The organism is Photobacterium iliopiscarium (assembly GCF_003026395.1).
GTDB lineage: Bacteria > Pseudomonadota > Gammaproteobacteria > Enterobacterales > Vibrionaceae > Photobacterium > Photobacterium iliopiscarium.
Window position 1 is genome coordinate 19,704 of sequence record NZ_PYOO01000007.1, and the last position, 18,003, is coordinate 37,706.

At 40.2% G+C, this 18,003-nt stretch carries 11 protein-coding genes; 9 read left to right on the plus strand and 2 right to left on the minus strand.

The annotated features are described in order from the left end of the window. The first annotated feature begins 272 nt into the window (after positions 1-272). Positions 273-1,502 (plus strand): outer membrane protein transport protein, encoded by a 1,230-nt coding sequence (locus C9J51_RS11700; RefSeq protein ID WP_045040309.1) that lies wholly within the window; start codon positions 273-275, stop codon positions 1,500-1,502. Positions 1,503-1,536: 34 nt separating this feature from the next. Further along, the gene (locus C9J51_RS11705; RefSeq protein WP_045040308.1) at positions 1,537-3,987 is read left to right on the plus strand and encodes a VolA/Pla-1 family phospholipase; all 2,451 of its coding nucleotides are present in this window, start codon (positions 1,537-1,539) and stop codon (positions 3,985-3,987) included. A gap of 88 nt (positions 3,988-4,075) precedes the next feature. Here the strand turns inward: C9J51_RS11705 and C9J51_RS11710 are convergent, their stop codons facing one another. After that, a complete protein-coding gene (locus C9J51_RS11710; RefSeq protein WP_045036990.1) occupies positions 4,076-5,290 on the minus strand; it encodes a patatin-like phospholipase family protein in 1,215 nt (404 codons plus the stop codon). 539 nt (positions 5,291-5,829) lie between these two features. Here C9J51_RS11710 and C9J51_RS11715 point away from each other — a divergent pair. After that, entirely contained in the window at positions 5,830-6,822 is a 993-nt protein-coding gene (locus C9J51_RS11715) for a DUF2860 family protein (protein WP_045040307.1), read from the plus strand. A gap of 151 nt (positions 6,823-6,973) precedes the next feature. Then, positions 6,974-8,626, plus strand: coding sequence for a pyridoxal-dependent aspartate 1-decarboxylase PanP (gene panP / locus C9J51_RS11720; protein WP_045036992.1), 1,653 nt, complete (start codon positions 6,974-6,976; stop codon positions 8,624-8,626). A 598-nt stretch (positions 8,627-9,224) separates the two neighbouring features. On the opposite strand, the gene torR is transcribed toward panP, so the two are convergent. After that, positions 9,225-9,938: a two-component system response regulator TorR gene (gene torR / locus C9J51_RS11725; RefSeq protein WP_045040305.1), complete on the minus strand. Its 714-nt coding sequence runs from the start codon at positions 9,936-9,938 to the stop codon at positions 9,225-9,227. A 198-nt stretch (positions 9,939-10,136) separates the two neighbouring features. Between torR and torC the strand changes: the two genes are divergently transcribed. The 5 genes from torC (at position 10,137) to C9J51_RS11750 (ending at position 17,997) form a co-directional block, all read left to right on the plus strand. Then, positions 10,137-11,303, plus strand: coding sequence for a pentaheme c-type cytochrome TorC (torC, locus tag C9J51_RS11730; protein ID WP_082064193.1), 1,167 nt, complete (start codon positions 10,137-10,139; stop codon positions 11,301-11,303). A 93-nt stretch (positions 11,304-11,396) separates the two neighbouring features. After that, entirely contained in the window at positions 11,397-13,925 is a 2,529-nt protein-coding gene (gene torA, locus C9J51_RS11735; protein ID WP_045040304.1) for a trimethylamine-N-oxide reductase TorA, read from the plus strand. Between the two features lie 152 nt (positions 13,926-14,077). Then, a complete protein-coding gene (gene torD / locus C9J51_RS11740) occupies positions 14,078-14,725 on the plus strand; it encodes a molecular chaperone TorD (RefSeq protein ID WP_045040303.1) in 648 nt (215 codons plus the stop codon). A 428-nt stretch (positions 14,726-15,153) separates the two neighbouring features. Beyond that, positions 15,154-16,290 carry a hydrogenase small subunit gene (locus tag C9J51_RS11745; RefSeq protein WP_045036997.1) on the plus strand — a complete coding sequence of 379 codons (1,137 nt, stop codon included), beginning with the start codon at positions 15,154-15,156 and terminating at the stop codon, positions 16,288-16,290. Positions 16,291-16,293: 3 nt separating this feature from the next. Beyond that, positions 16,294-17,997 carry a nickel-dependent hydrogenase large subunit gene (locus C9J51_RS11750; RefSeq protein ID WP_107275128.1) on the plus strand — a complete coding sequence of 568 codons (1,704 nt, stop codon included), beginning with the start codon at positions 16,294-16,296 and terminating at the stop codon, positions 17,995-17,997. Positions 17,998-18,003: the final 6 nt, after the last annotated feature.

Sequence of the window (18,003 nt, forward strand, 5' to 3'; positions counted from 1 at the left end):
CCAGCAACGGTGAAATACTCCCCTATTAATGAAATATTCACTACAAAACTTCTGACATTAGAGCAAATACTTTAAATTTATTATCAATCTAAACATATCTATAAAGCAGCAATATGAACAAAGTATAAGCAAACAAACCCTTTTATTGTGATATTTATCTATCTTTGCTTATTATTCTCTTGAGGTATAACTATAATTCTCTCTCTTTAATATCCAGCCTTCGTTGAGGGTGAAATACAAGAAGCAACTATAAATTATAGAGAGACAGTATAATGTCCATAAATAAAAAACATATCGCCTTCATTATTACATCCATACTTTCAAGCCAAGCACATGCCGCTGGCTACCAAGTATCAGAGCACGCTGCCGCTGGCCTTGGTCGAGCATATGCTGGTGAGGCTGCTGTCGCTGATACTGCTGCTGTACTATCCCGTAACCCTGCCGCGATGACACGCTTTAAACATGCTGAAGTTTCAGGTGTAATGAGTGTCATTAATCCATCAATTAATATTATTGATCATACTCATGGTGAAACGGCAAAAGATGTTTCACCAATCAGTGTTGTACCTGCGGCTTATTACATTCAACCAATCAACGATAAAACAGCCGTTGGTTTAGCCATTTTTAGTAATTATGGCGTGACAACAGATTACCCTACAGCAATGCAAGCAGGTAGCCTTGCAGGTAAAACCGCATTAGAAACGGTTAACTTCAATCCAAATATTGCTTACCGTATATCACCGCAATTAAGTATTGGCGCAGGTGTTAGCCTTGTTTACGGTACAGCCACATTTAACCGTCGTTTAGGCTCTTTATCTTACGCTGCCCCTAGTCATAATCTTATTAATATGGAAGGTACAGATTGGAGCTGGGGATGGAATGTTGGTGCGTTATACGAACTCGATAACAATAACCGTTTTGGACTAAGCTATCGCTCACAAGTAGATCTCAATTTTCATGGCCATTTTACTGACTACTTGGGTCAAGCAACATCAAGACCAAATGAAACCGTTCTCGCACAACTCGCTCTTCCTCTTCCAGCCATTGCTGAATTTTCAGGTTTCCACCAGCTAAATTCACAATGGGCAATTAGCTATAGTGTGCAATGGACGCAGTACAATAAATTTAAAGAAATTAGAGCAACAAGTTCTCAGTGTGCAACAGGTACGTGTTTTGTTAAAAAAGAGAACTTCAAAGATACTTATCGTTGGGCTGTAGGTACCACTTATACGCTAAACCCAACATGGACATTACGTTACGGTTTTGCCATTGATCAACACGCAGGACAAGCAACATTAAGTATTCCTGATACTAATCGTTATTGGTATTCAGCCGGTGCAACTTATCATTACAACCCTGCTTTATCTGTCGATCTAGGCGTCGCTTATATTCACAGTAAAAAAGCTGATTTTATCGAGCAAACACCAACAGGCGAGAATGATAATTTTACTTCATCAGGTAAAGCTTACCTTGCAGCCGCTCAGGTTAATTACCGCTTCTAGTGCGTACTAAACTATAAAATCATTAGGAATAACAATGAAAATACGTTCAATAGCATTATTAGTAACATCAGCATTAAGTATAATTGGCTGTAAAAGTAACGGTACCTTAGAAAATCAATCACCGATTGATCCTAATATAGCGACCAGTTTAAATGCTGAAACAAAAATAAACTTTGACCTTTTGTCAGCCAATAAGACGCTAATATTACCAACCTATTTAGCGATGGATGTACAAGACGGTACCCTTGCAACAGAAGCAATGGCGCAAGATCAAACCAATACTTCAGATCCCTTGGTTGCCATGGGACAAACCGACGGTTGGAGCACAACTCAGCCGATCACAATTAATTTTACAGGTAAGAATTTAGACCCATCAACCGCTGCGCGTGGGTTCTATTTACTTAAATCAGGCGATCCAACTAACCCAGCAGATACCACAAAACCCACCCGCTTAACCCAACAAGCAGGTGATTTTATGGTAACGGTTTCAGGTGATAACTTAATTGTTATATTACTAAAACCGTTAGATCCTGCAAGTAACTACATGTATGCCGTTACTGACGATCTAAAAGATGTAAACGGCCAAGCTGTAGGCATGAGTAACTCATACGCATTATTAAAGTCGAATAATCTGCCACCAGCACCTGCATTGTTACCTGCACAAAAGATCACCCATGCCACTGAAGAAGCTTTCCATGGTATTGTGCAAAAACGCGATATTATCTTCTCATCATGGTTTACGACATTATCATCTGGTGATGTGTTATTTGCAGCGAAGATGGCAACTGAAGAAGCCATAAATGCTGGCGCTCACAACGTATGGCAAGGTTCTGCTATTGCCAAAACTGTGACTCCAGAGCAACTTTCAACATTATTTACGTTTTCTCAACCCGTACAAGTTGACGACCTAAATAAAGTCAGTAAAAAAAGTAATGTCACAATCTATAAAGGCACTGTTTCATTACCGTACTACCTCGATATTCGCGCTAACAAATTTATGAATACCCCTTGGCAAAGTGGCATGCCAAGCCTTGCTAAAATTAAATATGTATTAAGCAATGGTAGTGATGCGGATAAAGCGACTATTTTAGCTCAATTGGCGGATGCAAAAGTTACATTAGCAGACATGGCGCAAGTGGCGACAAACCCACAAGTACAAATTAAAGTGCTCACTCGCTTAATGGGTAAAACACTCTATTTGGCCAATGGTAATCAACTCGATCCTAAGCGTCTAATTACCCGCTACAGTGCCGTGCCTGAACTTAAATCAGTACAGACGATTGATTACACTTTAGTCTTACCAAACAGTAAAAAATGTCAGACTCTTGGTGCAAATGATGTCACTATTTTCCAACATGGTATTACCGCAGATAAGAGTGTATTAACAGCGCACAGTGATGGTCTACCCTCTTTAGCTGAAACATTAATTGGCGATCAATGTCGTGCAATCTTTGCTATAAACCAACCACTACATGGTGAAGATCGTGGTATTCATACCATCGACAGCCAAGGTAATAGCCAATATAAAAATGCCGCAATAGATCCATCAATGTATTTAAATCTTGAAAACTTAACCGTTGCACGCGATAACTTGCGTCAAAGTACGATTGATGTGATCAACCTACGTGCTGCTATTGGTAAATTATTTACTCATATTCAGCAACAACAAAAAGAAGGTCAAGCTTCCAGCACTGTTTCACCGTTAGACATGTTAAATCCTAATAATGGGGTGAGTTTTTCAGGTCATTCACTAGGTGCGATTGTCGGTACTAATGTCGGCAATATTGCCAACCGCCCAACACTTGATCCAACGTTTGATAAACAATACTTTGCGATTAATAAACTGGCGTTAGCGAACCCAGGTGCCGAGATCCCTTACCTATTATTAAACTCAGGCAGTTTTGGTGGTCTTCTAAAAGCTGGGGTTCTACAAAGTTCCGTATCTAATCCAACACAAATAACGCCAGATGTCATTGAAACAGGTAAATTTCTACAATCGTTGAATGCTTGTTATATCGCCCAAGATGATAAGCACAAAGATTTGAACAAGTGTTATGTTGATAACATTACAGCGATTAAAAATAACAACCCTAGCCTATTCGCCACATGGACGCAGACTTACGTTAAGTTTGCCTATGCAGCACAAACGGTAATGGATCCCGTTGATCCGATTAACCTTGCTGATGGTATTCCATCTTCTGTCCCTGTCTATGTGCAAATGGTTAAAGGTGATAGTACGATTCCAAATATTACTACGCCAAACAACCTGCCTTACTCACCGTTCACAGGTACTGAACCACTGATTAAGCAATTAGATTTAACATTAAACAATGCAACTAAAGGTTGGAAAGAATATACACCAGGCAGCCATACATCATTACTCGGTGTCACGATGCCAACAGCAAATGACAGCTTTACCATTGATGCGTCTAAAGCAACAACAAAGAGTATGCAAAAAGATATGGCTGATTTTTTAAATAAATAACCTAGCCTAACAAAAAGCCTTGATAATCTTGTGTATTCCACGCAAGTTATCAAGGCTTTATTTTATGTGCTTTTTTTATATACTAGGCCTAACGTAAATGCTGCATTAAGCTGGTTTTTTGATTCAATAACTGTGAAAAAGACGTCACAAACTGCTCACCAATTTGTTTACCTTGTTGATAATCTAGCTCTAAATCTTCATAGTTACTTAATAACGCACTACTATTCAATGATTTCTCAGGGGCAATTTGAATAACTTGTAACCCTTGCGGTGGATTCACTAAGAAATCATTCACATCCCGATAAGTATGATGATAGCGTGCCAGCATTTCTAATATTTCTGAATTTGTTCCTTGCCCGGTGATCTCTAATAATCGTTCAACATTTAACGGTGAGAACCAACTTTTCTTTGGTATCGTCTTCGTTTTACTGGCTGTATTTTGAGCATTGTCTTCTTTATCTTCCCAATGCTGTTGTCGCCATTGTTCAAACCGTTGACTTAGCTCTTGATGAATATTCTTAATTTTATCAACCGACTCATTTAAGCTTAATTTATCAATATAATACGGTAATTGGGTTTCAATATTTTCTCGCCAATCATCTAAAATCCCCCGATCTTCACCACGGTTCATTTCAGTGACACTGTCTTCTAATGGCTCAGTGCGAATAACAACCACAAGATCAGCACCACGTCGCCATGCTTCTTTAACAGGGATTGCCGCACTCACCCCACCATCAACCCATTGTAGCTCATCCATATTGACAGGTTGATTGTAGAGCAACGGAATTGCACACGATGCTAACAGCACCTCTTGCCAATCTTGTTGGTACATCGGTAAATAATAATCTTGCAGAGTATCTTTACGGGTAGCACATGCAAGAGCCGTTCTGTGCGCTAATGTTTTATGGGCGGTGGCAATATCAAGCGGATATAAACCAGAAGCTGACACTTGCTGTAATGCCCACTCCAAGTTCATCGGTTGTTGTTTACTAAGATATTTATATAAATTAAAAAATTGATCATCCATCGATACATTACGAATAAAATGATAACCAAATCGCGGTTGGCGGCTAATAAAAGAAGACAAATTAAGCGCACCAGCCGAAGTACCAATATACAGCTCAAACGGATCAAATTGATGTTCAAGGAAGCTATCAAGCACGCCAGCAGAAAATATACCGCGCTGGCCGCCACCTTGAACAATTAATGCTATTTTTTTATTGGATGCAGTGTGAATAACCGAAGAAAAATCAGCAATAGATTTCTCATTAACGTCACGTAAACTAAACGGAAGATAATTCATTTCTTCTCCCTGCTAAATATGCACATGGGCATACATTAATATATCTAAGAGAGTCGAATATACAATTTGTTCATACCAATAGGAAATAATGTTAGAAAATACTATTCTATTTATCTAACATTACTCTTTATAATAACTATGCATGTAAAGCAATAAGCCCGTAGCTTACTAATGTAAAGAGTATGACCGTTACGGTTATTAACGTCATTTTGAATTCGATATTCATCATAAACACACCTATTAAGTAACATGATATTAACTTCAGTGTAGGGTCAACTTATGCATAAAATCAACATCAATCATCATAATTACAACCATTATCACACTCTTCCTATCTTGATTTCATAACCCATATCATCACCACTTCACAGTATGCTTTATATGCGATTAATCACATTATTATTGTAATTTCATACGATTCATTATCATCAATAAAAGACTTATTTTATAGTGCTACACTATGTATATTAACGTCTTAATTATCTTCTATTAGTCCTTATAATCTATACGATTAAACGGATTATTTTATAGGAAAAATAATGAAACCATTACTCACTGTCGGCTTAATTGCTACTGCAATAATCTCCACCACGGCACACGCTAGACCCGTCGATTGGACCCCTGGCATTGGCGGTGATATTTCATTGGTGGTTGGTTACAACAGATCAAACTCACAGTTTAATAGTGACAATCACACTACCGCGAACTTAAACCATCATGGTGATGAACAAGATAAAATGTTCGTTGCCCCTATTGGTAGCCTCAGTTACACCTTTAATGATGGTGATAAGCAACTCTATTTTGGTACGAACCGTTCTGATATTGCTCTGGGTCGATTTCATGTTGATATAGGTTATCGACAAAAATTTGCTGATAATTCCATGCTAATCCTGAGCTATATACCCGGAGTACTGACTCAAAAAACATGGCAAGATCCTTACCTACAAAATGTAGAACGCAGCAAAACAAAAACCAGTATTAATGCATTTAGCGTCAAGCTTAACGATATTCGTGGTTCTCGTTTTTCAGGCCAACTCGCTTATGGCAAGTTTAGTGTTGATCAAGAACTCAGTGGCAACGATCCATTACTGGCACTAACGCCCAATGAAAAATCGTCACTCAATCGTAATGCCAACGTTCTTTATACTGAAGGCGCTTATTCACAACCTTTTAGTCGTAGCTTAATTTTACGTACCGCAATTAACTTCACCAATATAAATGCTGATGGTAATGCCATGAGTAATAATATTTATGGTGTAGCGGCAACGATTATTCAGGTATTACCTCAATCTAGTTTTGCCTTTACCGTAAATTATAAGCGTGCACTATTTGACTTAGCTAACCCTGTATTTAATCAAAAACAACAAGATAATAAATACAGTGCTTTCTTCGCCTATGAATATAACCAGCCCTTTAATTGGAAAAAATGGGGCTTAGTTTCACTGATTGGCTATAGCTCAACCCAATCAAATATTGATTTCTATGACAGCAACGATCTCTTTGTTAGTGCAGGTTTAAACTACAAATTCTAATAACAATGCAATAAATACCCATACACGCCAAACCCTCGATTTTATTTCGGGTAGTTATATTTTAACTACACCGAAATAATTCGAGACATCGCTCAAAATATCGATTAGATTAATTGTACTTTGCCAACGTTATGGAAACGTTAAATAAATTATGTCGGCTAATAATCGTACCGCAGATGCCTCATTAGAATCCTTGCATCGCATTTTTACAATACCAGAAGCACCTGATTCAACTTTAGGCTTAATCGAAAAAGAACTGTCAGAAAACCTTAATGAGTTTTTACGAACCCATATCGCCGTAATCGAAAAACCACTCGCTGAAATTGAAAAAGATTTCTCTAATGCGGATATTCCTGAAGTTCCTTCATTTGTCTCTGAACACACTCAATTTTTATTAAATAAACTTGTTGCTCAATCGGTTCATACCGCAGCACCAACGTTTATCGGCCACATGACCTCAGCGTTGCCTTATTTCATGATGCCTTTATCTAAAATCATGATTGCGCTAAACCAAAACCTCGTAAAAATAGAAACATCAAAAGCCTTTACGCCACTTGAGCGCCAAGTATTAGGCATGCTGCATAAATTAATATTTAATCAAAAAGAAAGTTTCTACCAACAATGGATGCACAGTGCTGACCATTCTTTAGGGGCTTTTTGTTCGGGTGGCACCATCGCCAATATCACCGCATTATGGGTTGCTCGTAATGCCGCTTTACGACCAGACGGTGATTTCACAGGTGTAGGCCAACAAGGTTTACTGCGCGCAATGAAGCACTATGGTTATGATGATCTCGCGATTCTCGTATCAGAACGTGGTCACTATTCTTTAAAGAAAGCCGCAGATGTTTTAGGTATTGGCCGCGATAGCCTGATTGCGATTAAAACCGATGATAATAACCGTATCGACCTCAATGAACTTCAAATCACGCTAGCAAATTTAGAACATAAAAACATCAAACCCTTTGCTATTATTGGCATCGCAGGTACCACAGAAACAGGTAATATTGACCCTCTCGATCAATTGGCAGACATTGCCGCAGAACACCAATGCCACTTCCATGTTGATGCAGCTTGGGGCGGTGCAACCTTAATGTCGAATAAATATCGCCATTTATTGAAAGGGATTGAACGCGCAGACTCAATTACTATCGATGCCCATAAGCAGCTCTATATTCCAATGGGTGCTGGCATGGTGATATTTAAAAACCCAGAATTAATGAGTGCAATTGAGCATCATGCTGAATATATTCTTCGAGAAGGTTCAAAAGATTTAGGCAGCCATACACTTGAAGGATCACGCAGTGGTATGGCGATGTTACTGTTTGCGAGTATGAATATTATTAGTCGCCCTGGCTATGAATTATTGATCAATAATAGCATTGAAAAAGCCGCTTACTTTGCACAATGTATTAAACAGCACCCTAATTTTGAGTTAGTTACTGAACCTGAATTGTGCCTACTGACTTACCGCTTTGTTCCCGCAAAGACACAACAAGCATTACAACAAGCCACCCCCGCACAGCGTGAAATATTGCTAGAGCTGTTAAATGATCTCACCCAATTTATTCAAAAACGCCAACGAGAATCAGGTAAATCATTTGTATCACGAACACGTATTACCCCTGAAAAGTGGCAACGAAAAGCAACAACAGTATTTCGAGTTGTACTTGCAAACCCACTTACCACCACTGACATTCTAGAAAATGTACTCATAGAACAACAACAACTGGCACAACAAAGCACAATTAGCTTACCCGAAATCATTAAATTAACGGCAGAAATAACAGAAAAAAAGAACTAAAACCGACACATAACGCGCATATGTCTATACGGTATTTTCTGTAATTTGGGCGCATACCGCATTTTGTTGTTCATTTTGTATGTTTCATAACAATAAAAATAACATTCAATATATGGCTATTTTATGAATAACTCGCGACTTAACTATGAACAGTGGATGATTGCAGTATGAATAGCATCATAAAATAGCCCGTTTTACTGTCAAAAAGACCTCATCGTCGATACCTTAAAACCACTATTTCAGCTAAAATTTGGCTAAAATTAATTTTACAAGAAAATATAGCGCAAAATGCATATTCATAAGATTTCATTTTTCAACAGTAGTGTTACCGGTAAGTTAAAAATGATAACAAGAATGAGAGATAAATATTGCAAAATCATTAAAAAATAGAGCTGTTATTAATAATGATTCTCAATACTGCTATTTGTTCCTTTTTGACTCAAAAAAATATTAACTTAATTCATGATTTAAATCAAAAAACGCCCCAAATGAAGCTCAAAAAAAATGCCCTATTCTTTTCAAATAGGGCATTTTTATGTCAATTTATGTCATAACTATTTTATTGAAACAATCTTTATTAACCTAAATCAGACCAATATTAGTCACCAGCAAACATATATCCTTCGCCATGAACGGTAACAAAAATCTGTGGATTCTTTGGATCAAGTTCCATCTTAGAGCGCATTCTACGAATTAAAACATCAATCGTACGGTCATTCGGCGCTTCAACGCGGTGGCTTAACATATTCAAAATACGTTCACGGCTAAGGACAACATTTGGGTGTGATGAGAAGGCAACTAACAGCTCATATTCAGCTTTAGTTAACTTCACAGGAAGACCATTGTGAGTCAGTGCGCGTTTATTAATATCAAACTGCCATTCACCAAAACGAATGATGTTATCTTCTTGCATTTCAACCATCGTCTCATCACGCGCTTTTTCGACTAACGTCATGCGCCATAACAAGTTTTTCACTCGAACTAATAGTTCTCGCAACTCAAAAGGTTTCGTTACATAGTCGTCAGCACCCATCTCTAAACCAACGATTCTGTCGATACTATCAGTGCGTCCAGTCACTAAAATAATACCCACTTCAGAACGGCTACGAAGCTCACGGGTTAACATTAAACCATCTTCACCAGGCAGGTTAATATCAAGCATTACAAGGTCGATTTTTTCCATTGCCATGACTTCACGCATCTGTGCGCCACTGTCTGCTTGGCTTACCTTGTATCCTTCATTCTCAAAATACCCAACCAATTTTGTGCGGGTAACAATTTCATCTTCTACAACAAGTACGTGATGGGTCATGTCGTTCTCTTTTTAGTTTTTGGCTTTCTAGCTGAACGGTAGCACAAACTAAGACCATTCACAATTTGTCATAACTCTGCCTTTGCTATTCATTCGAAGCGTTAACCTTATTCATATCGTAACAATAAGATTACCCCATAAAATTTTAACCGTCACCGTACCTACGGTGGGCATTCTTTTTAAATGGAATCTTTCAAAATGAAGAAAATTTGGCAGATGTTGACGAAGCCAAGCAGCAAGTACTCAATTCTTGCTCTGGTGCTTGTTGGTATTGGTATCGCCGTGAGTGGCATTTTTGCTGTGCACAAAGGTTTTGAACATGCATCAACCAATGAATTCTGTGTTGGTTGTCATACCATGCAGCAAAACTATGAAGAGTATACCCAATCTGTACACTTCAAAAATGCTTCAGGTGTTCGTGCTGACTGTGTTGACTGTCACCAACCGAAAGATTTAGTCGGTATGATAGAAACCAAGTTAATGGCATCAAAAGATGTGTATAACCAGTTTATTACCAAGAAAATCGATACGCCTGAAAAATTTGAAGAGCACCGTTTAGAATTAGCTCAGATGGTTTGGAAACGCATGGAAAAACAAAACTCAAGCACATGTAAGAGTTGCCATAACTATTCTGCTATGGACCATGCTAAGCAATCACCTGCCGCTGCTGCTGCAATGACAGAAGCCGCGTCAAAAGACATGAACTGTATTGAATGTCACAAGGGTATTGCACACGAATTACCTAACATGGCTGGCGGTTTCCAAAAAGATTTCCAAGGTCTACAAGCTGAAGCAACCTCTCAAGGTGCAACCGCTGAAAAGCTTTACTCTCTAGGTGAGAAAGACATTTTTGCCACTGACGATGCTAAAGGTAAGTCAGAAGGTAAATTACTACCAGCTTCTGAAGTAACGGTACTTGAACGTAAAGGCGACATGCTAAAAGTTGAAGTAAACGGCTGGCTAGAGAAAGCAGGTAAAGGTCGCGTAATGACTGAGTACATGGGCAAGCGTGTCTTTAAGGCAACTATCCGTGGCGAAGTAAAAGCGAACGAAAAAATCATTAAAGAAGAAACTGATCCTGCAACTAACATTGTGTGGCAGAACATCAGCGTTCAAGGTTGGATTACTAAATCAGACATGATTGATAGTATTAAACCAATCTGGAACTATGCAGAAGATATGTACGCGTCTACATGTAATGCTTGTCACGCGGCGCCAGATCCTGGCCATTTTACTGCAAATGGCTGGATCGCAAGTCTGAAAGCCATGAGCTCTTACTACCGTCTGACTAAGACTGAAGAACGCACACTACTTAAATATCTTCAGAACCATGGCAGTGATACAGGTGGTGCTGGCGCGCATTAATCCTGCGCTCCAATAAACGATTAAATGATAGGCGGGAGATAATTGTTATCCCCGCCCCATCGATAAAAATTAAAGTTTAAGGATTCTCCAACTATGGCGACTCAAAACAATCATAAAGGCATTACACGCCGCCGCTTCTTATCTGGTCTTGCGATTGCAAGTGCTGCATCAGTCGTCGGTACTAGCCTGCTTGCTCCTCGTAAAGCGATGGCAGCAACAGATGCTGTAACTGGTTTTAACGGTGAAGTGCTTTGTGGCTCTCACTGGGGCGCTTTCCGTGCCAAAGTTGTTAACGGCGTATGGACTGAAACAACACCGTTTGAGAAAGACCCACACCCAACAGTAATGCTCGATGCTGTACGTGAAGTGGTATACAACCCTGCACGTGTTAAATACCCAATGATTCGTATCGACTGGCTAAAACAAGGCTACAAGTCTGATACAAGCCAACGTGGTAACAACCGTTTCGTACGTGTGCCTTGGTCACAAGCGTTAGATTTCTTCCAGCACGAATTAAACCGTGTTCAAGAAACTTACGGTCCAAGTGCGTTATACGCAGGTCATACTGGCTGGCAGTCTGTAGGTAAACTACACAACGCCGGTACGATGATGAAACGTGGTATCAGCCTACACGGTACAACCCTTGGTAAAATGGGTGACTACTCAACAGGTGCTGCACAAGTTATTCTTCCTTACGTTGCGGGTGCAATGGAAGTTTACGAGCAACAAACCTCTTGGGATATCGTGCTTAAAAACACAGATACCATCGTAATGTGGGGTACGGACCCGGTTAAAAACCTTCAAGTAGGTTGGTTGGTTCCTGATCACAGCGTATACGGCTCATACCAGCAACTTGCTGAAAAAGTGAAAAACAAAGAAATTAAAGTTATTCACATTGATCCTGTCCGTAACCAAACCATGAAGTTTGTTGGTGGTGAGCAGTTACCTGTCCACCCACAATCAGATATTCCGTTGATGCTGGCGATTGCGCACACGCTATACACTGAAAATCTATACGACAAAGAATTCATCGCTAACTACACCACAGGCTTTAAGCAGTTCATGCCTTACGTGATGGGCGAAACTGACGGTATCGTTAAGACTCCTGAATGGGCAGAGAAAATCTGTGGCATCAAGGCAAGTCAGATCCGTGAACTAGCACGCACAATGGCGGGTGGTCGTACTCAGCTTGTGGGCGGTTGGTGTCTACAGCGTATGCAACACGGCGAGCAATGGGCGTGGATGCTGGTTGTTCTAGCAGCAATGCTTGGTCAGATTGGTCAACCTGGTGGTGGTTTCGGTTTCGGCTGGCACTACAACGATGCTGGTACTATCACTTCTGCTGGCCCACTAATGTCAGGCTTTAGCGGTGTAACAGGCGTAGAGCCAATCTACAACGGTTCATTTAAAGGTTACGCAAAAACGATCCCTGTGGCACGTTTTGTAGATTGTATCTCTAACCCAGGTACGAAAATTCAATGGAACGGTAGTGAAATCACCTTCCCATACATGAAGATGGCGATCTTCAGTGGTAACAACCCATTTGCTCACCACCAAGATCGTAACCGTATGATCAAAGCGTGGACGAAACTAGAAACGGTTGTTTCTATCGAGCACCAATGGACAGCAACATGTCGTTTTGCAGATATCGTCTTACCTGCAACAACCACTTACGAGCGTGATGATATCGAGCAGTTTGGTAACCACTCCAACAAAGGTATCCTTGCATTACGTAAGATTGTTGAGCCAATGTTTGAATCTAAAGATGATTTCGATATTTTCCGTGAGCTATGTTCGCGCTTCAACCGTGAAGAAGCATTTACTGGCGGCAAAACGAAGATGGAAATCATCGAAGAGATCTACAACGGCGCACGTTTACAAGGCCGTGGTATTGGCGTTCGTATGCCAAACTTCGCTAAGTTCTGGGAAGGTGATGGTTACATTGAATTCCCAGCGGGCAAAGAATGGGTACGTCACGAGTCATTCCGTAACGAACCGGATCTTGAGCCACTAGGTACAGCGTCAGGTCTGATTGAGATCTACTGTAAGACAATCGCAGATATGGGCTATAACGACTGTCAAGGTCACCCAATGTGGTTTGAAAAAGAAGAACGTAGTCACGGCGGCCCTCGCTCTGATGTCTACCCGCTTCACTTACAAAGCTGTCACCCCAATAACCGTTTGCACTCACAGTTATGTTCATCAACTGACTTCCGTGCAACTTACGCTGTTGCAGATCGTGAGCCGATTTACATCAACACTCAAGATGCTGCTGCTCGTAATATTAAATCGGGTGATTTGGTACGTGTCTTTAACGGTCGTGGTCAAGTATTAGCGGGTGCGGTTGTTACAGAAGACTACTCACCAGGTGTTTGTCGTATTCATGAAGGTGCTTGGTATAGCCCATTAGAAGGCGGCAAAGCAGGTACAATCTGTACTTACGGCGATCCAAACGTATTAACGTTAGATATCGGTACTTCTCAACTAGCACAAGCAACATCAGCGCACACCGCTGTGGTTGATATTGAGAAATACACAGGCCCAGTACCTGAAGTAACTGGTTTTAACGGCCCTACGTATGAAACTGGCATTGATCCACTATTCCCTGCAATGGATAAATAATTAATCCATTGTTAGCCGAATAAATCAATCCATAAAGGCGATGAATCTTATTTTCATCGCCTTTATTTCATTTTTTAGAACCTATTCTAATAACCGTTAGGTATACTCTACTTAACTGCTTTATTTGAATATGTTTTATGTCTGGAGTGACCATGCAAGAATTTATCGCATTCAATGAACAACGAGCTGAAATCTATTGGTGGATGTCTTCACTTTTCGCCCGTGAATTAAGTGATGCAGATCTACATGAATACCATGGCGGTGAGATGTATACATTCCTGTCAGGTCTTGGTATGACTGAGGAATTAAAAGCACCCGTTGATAACTTTCGAGCAGCCATTACAAAGTCTAATGCTCGCAGTGACGAGCAACTAGAACTTGCAGCTGATTTTTGTGGTTTATTTTTAAGCACACCAAAATCAGGAGCGTTGCCTTACGCTTCAATGTATGTCGGTAAAACAGGATTACTAAACGATAAGCCCGCACAAGAAATGCATGAGCTTATGGCATCATTTGATATTGCACAGCGCAAAGAGTTCAATGAACCAGCCGATCACCTTGCGATTGAACTAGATTTTATGGGTAATTTAATCATTTTAGGTAATCAGCAACAAACCGAAGAACAACGTGAAGCACTTATGCAATCACAATTGTCATTCATCAACACCATGCTGTTAAATTGGTTGCCGTTATTCACCAAAGAATGTCAATTACGTGACCAATTTGGCTTCTATGCTGCGGCTGCTAACCTATTACTTGCGTTCTGTGAACTGGATAAGAAATTTCTTATTGGCGAGTAAGTATTTTTAGCGATTACAGCTGTTTTTAAACGCTCTTATTTAATCCAATAAGAGCGTTTTTCATACTGCTTTACTAAAAAATTCTAATTTTAGAACTAAACAAATAACCCTTTCAAAATATTTATATTTTAATCTGCTTTTATATTGCATAACCACGCATCAGGTTGATATACCAACCCAATAATCGCGATAAATAAAACCATTAATTATCATAAGCTTAACATGCCAAAAAATATCATAACATATTGAAATAATAGCAATTATCATTACCGATCGTTATTTTATGCATAGCCTCATTTTTGATTTTTTATTTTGTCACACAAATTTTCAAAATCTGATTCAGATCAATTAATTGTATTGATTTAAGTCATAGAATTAGCGAGTAATACTTTTAAAGTATATTTAATCATAGCTAACAAGGTTGATAGATGGATTCGCATGCAGCCCTTTTTGAACTCGGCCAGAAACGTCTTGCTGAGCTTCGAAAAATGAAACCTCTTCGTGAGGGTTCTTTTCAGAAAAAACTTGAACAAAATGGCATTACCCGTCGTGACTTCATGATTTGGAGTGCAACCATCACTTCATTACTGGCACTACCCTTACCTTTTAGTACCATGGTTGCTGAAGCTGCTGAGCTTTCTGATCGTGTCCCACTTATATGGTTGAGCCTTGCCGAATGTACTGGTTGTTCTGAATCATTAGTCCGTAGTACTACACCAGATATTAGTACATTATTGTTTGAACATGTGTCGCTTGAATACCAAGAAGTACTCATGGCCGCCGCTGGCGATCAAGCAGAAGAAAACCTTGATAACGCAATGAAAGCTTATAAAGGCCAATACCTACTTGCCGCTGAAGGTGCAGTACCAACAGCGAATAACGGTACTTTCCTTACTATAGGTAGCAAAGCTGAAACAGGTGTCTCACTGATTAAACGCGTTGCCGCAGATGCAGCCGCAGTAATTTGTGTCGGTACATGTTCATCTTTCGGTGGTGTACAAGCCGCGCGCCCTAACCCAACTGGCGCGAAAAGTGTCGGTACAATCATTGATCGCCCGGTGGTTAACGTTGCAGGTTGTCCACCTAACCCAGCCAACATTACCGGTACATTAATGTACTTCATCATGTTTGGTCGCTTACCTGCATTAGATATTTTCAACCGTCCTAAATGGGCTTATGGCGCACGTGTTCATGATAACTGTGAACGTCGTGGTCACTTTGATGCGGGTGAGTTCGTAACACAGTTTGGCGATGATAATGCTAAGCAAGGTTACTGCTTATTCAAAATGGGTTGTAAAGGTCCTTACACCTACAACAACTGTCCAACAGAGCGTTTTAATGCTCACACTAGCTGGCCAGTACTTGCAGGTCATGGTTGTATCGGCTGTTCAGAACCTGATTTCTGGGATGACATGGCAGATTTCGAAAAACCATTAAGTCGTCAACCTGTTCATGGTTTAGATGCCACCGCCGATACTATTGGTGCGGTTATTTTAGGTGTCACTGCCGTTGGTATTGGTGCACACGCAGTCAGCAGTATTTTTGCTAAAAAAATCGAGGAATAATTCATGAGCAAGCGCGTCGTTATCGATCCCATTACTCGTATCGAAGGCCACTTACGCATCGAAGTTGAACTTGATGCGAATAACGTGATCAACAAGGCATGGGCATCATCTACCCTGTTCCGTGGTCTTGAAATTATAATGAAAGGCCGTACACCGTATGATGTTGGCCTATTAATGCAACGTATTTGTGGTGTATGTACATCATCACATTACTTATGTGGTACGTTGGCTGTTGAAGATGCAATCAATGCCCAAGTGCCTCTCAATGCGAAATACATTCGTAGCTTGATCTTAACGACTCTACAATTGCATGACCATATTGTGCATTTCTACATTCTGCATGGTCTAGATTGGATAGATGTTGTTTCAGCATTGAGTGCCGATCCTGCTAAAGCTGCCGCTGAAGCAATGAAGTATTCAGCAACGCCAATTGCTGCTGGTGAAGGTGATTTACGTGCTGCACAAGAAAAAGTACAGGGCTTAGTCAACACTGGTAAGTTAGGTCCATTTGCTAATGCTTATTGGGGTAATAAAACCTACAAGTTCACACCAGAGCAGAACTTGATCGGTTTAAGCCACTACCTTAAAGCACTTGAAGTTCAGCGTATTGCCGCAGAATGTATGGCAGTTTGGGGCGGTAAAAACCCACATCCACAATCGATTGTTGTTGGTGGCGTAACGTGTGTACGTGACATGTTAGACCCTGCTCGCTTACAAGAATTTAAGCAAAAATACCAACATGTTGCTAACTTTGTTGAGCGTGCATATCAAGCTGATATCTTAATGGCCGCAGCGGCTTATGGTACAGCGCCAAGTGTTCTTGGTGGTTGTAACGTTGATACCTTCATGTGTAGTGAATCTATTTTACTTAACCCAGATGAGCACTTGTTCGTAAGTGGCATTATCCGTAATAAAGATTTATCTAAAGCAGAAAAAATTGATATTAATCTAATTGCAGAAGATGTAACTCACTCATGGTATGACGCGAATAAGCCTCAACATCCATACGATGGTACGACTATTCCAGAACATACTCCGTTTATTGAGCGCGATACCATTGTTGGTAAGCGTCCAACTATCAATGAAGCGGGTAAATATTCTTGGGTTAAATCACCACGTTATAATGGCGATCCTGTAGAAGTAGGTCCACTGGCAACAATGGTCGTTAACTACGCGAAAGGCAACCCTCGCGTAACACCGATTGTTAATGAATTCCTAAAACAAACAGGACTCCCTGCGGGCGCTTTATTTACCACGCTCGGTCGTACTGCGGGTCGTATGTTACATACCTTAACGATTTCTCGTTATGGCTTAGAAACATTTGAATCTATGGTGCATAACCTAAATTCAGACCACACCACTTACATTGAACCAACCATTGATCCTGAGAAAGAATACAAAGGTGTAGGTATCATTGAAGCACCTCGTGGTTTATTAAGTCACTGGTTACGCATTAAAGACGCGAAAGTTGAAAACTATCAAGCAGTGGTTCCAACAACATGGAACGCAGGCCCTATTGATGGTAACGGTAAGGTTGGTCCTTACGAAGCATCGTTAGTGGGTTTGCACCTTGAAGATCCTAAAAAACCATTAGAAGTGTTACGTGTTATTCACTCATTTGACCCTTGTATGGCGTGTTCAGTACACGTAATGGATTATAAAGGTCAATCTCTTAGTGAATTCCGTATTCCAGCTCAGGCAATGTAACTAAGG

Coding starts and splice junctions, on each gene's coding strand:
- C9J51_RS11705 (WP_045040308.1), top strand. CDS start 1,537: ATGAAAATACGTTCAATAGCATTATTAGTAACATCAGCATTAAGTATA.
- panP (WP_045036992.1), top strand. CDS start 6,974: ATGTCGGCTAATAATCGTACCGCAGATGCCTCATTAGAATCCTTGCAT.
- C9J51_RS11710 (WP_045036990.1), bottom strand. CDS start 5,290: ATGAATTATCTTCCGTTTAGTTTACGTGACGTTAATGAGAAATCTATT.
- torC (WP_082064193.1), top strand. CDS start 10,137: ATGAAGAAAATTTGGCAGATGTTGACGAAGCCAAGCAGCAAGTACTCA.
- C9J51_RS11745 (WP_045036997.1), top strand. CDS start 15,154: ATGGATTCGCATGCAGCCCTTTTTGAACTCGGCCAGAAACGTCTTGCT.
- torD (WP_045040303.1), top strand. CDS start 14,078: ATGCAAGAATTTATCGCATTCAATGAACAACGAGCTGAAATCTATTGG.
- C9J51_RS11715 (WP_045040307.1), top strand. CDS start 5,830: ATGAAACCATTACTCACTGTCGGCTTAATTGCTACTGCAATAATCTCC.
- C9J51_RS11750 (WP_107275128.1), top strand. CDS start 16,294: ATGAGCAAGCGCGTCGTTATCGATCCCATTACTCGTATCGAAGGCCAC.
- torR (WP_045040305.1), bottom strand. CDS start 9,938: ATGACCCATCACGTACTTGTTGTAGAAGATGAAATTGTTACCCGCACA.
- torA (WP_045040304.1), top strand. CDS start 11,397: ATGGCGACTCAAAACAATCATAAAGGCATTACACGCCGCCGCTTCTTA.
- C9J51_RS11700 (WP_045040309.1), top strand. CDS start 273: ATGTCCATAAATAAAAAACATATCGCCTTCATTATTACATCCATACTT.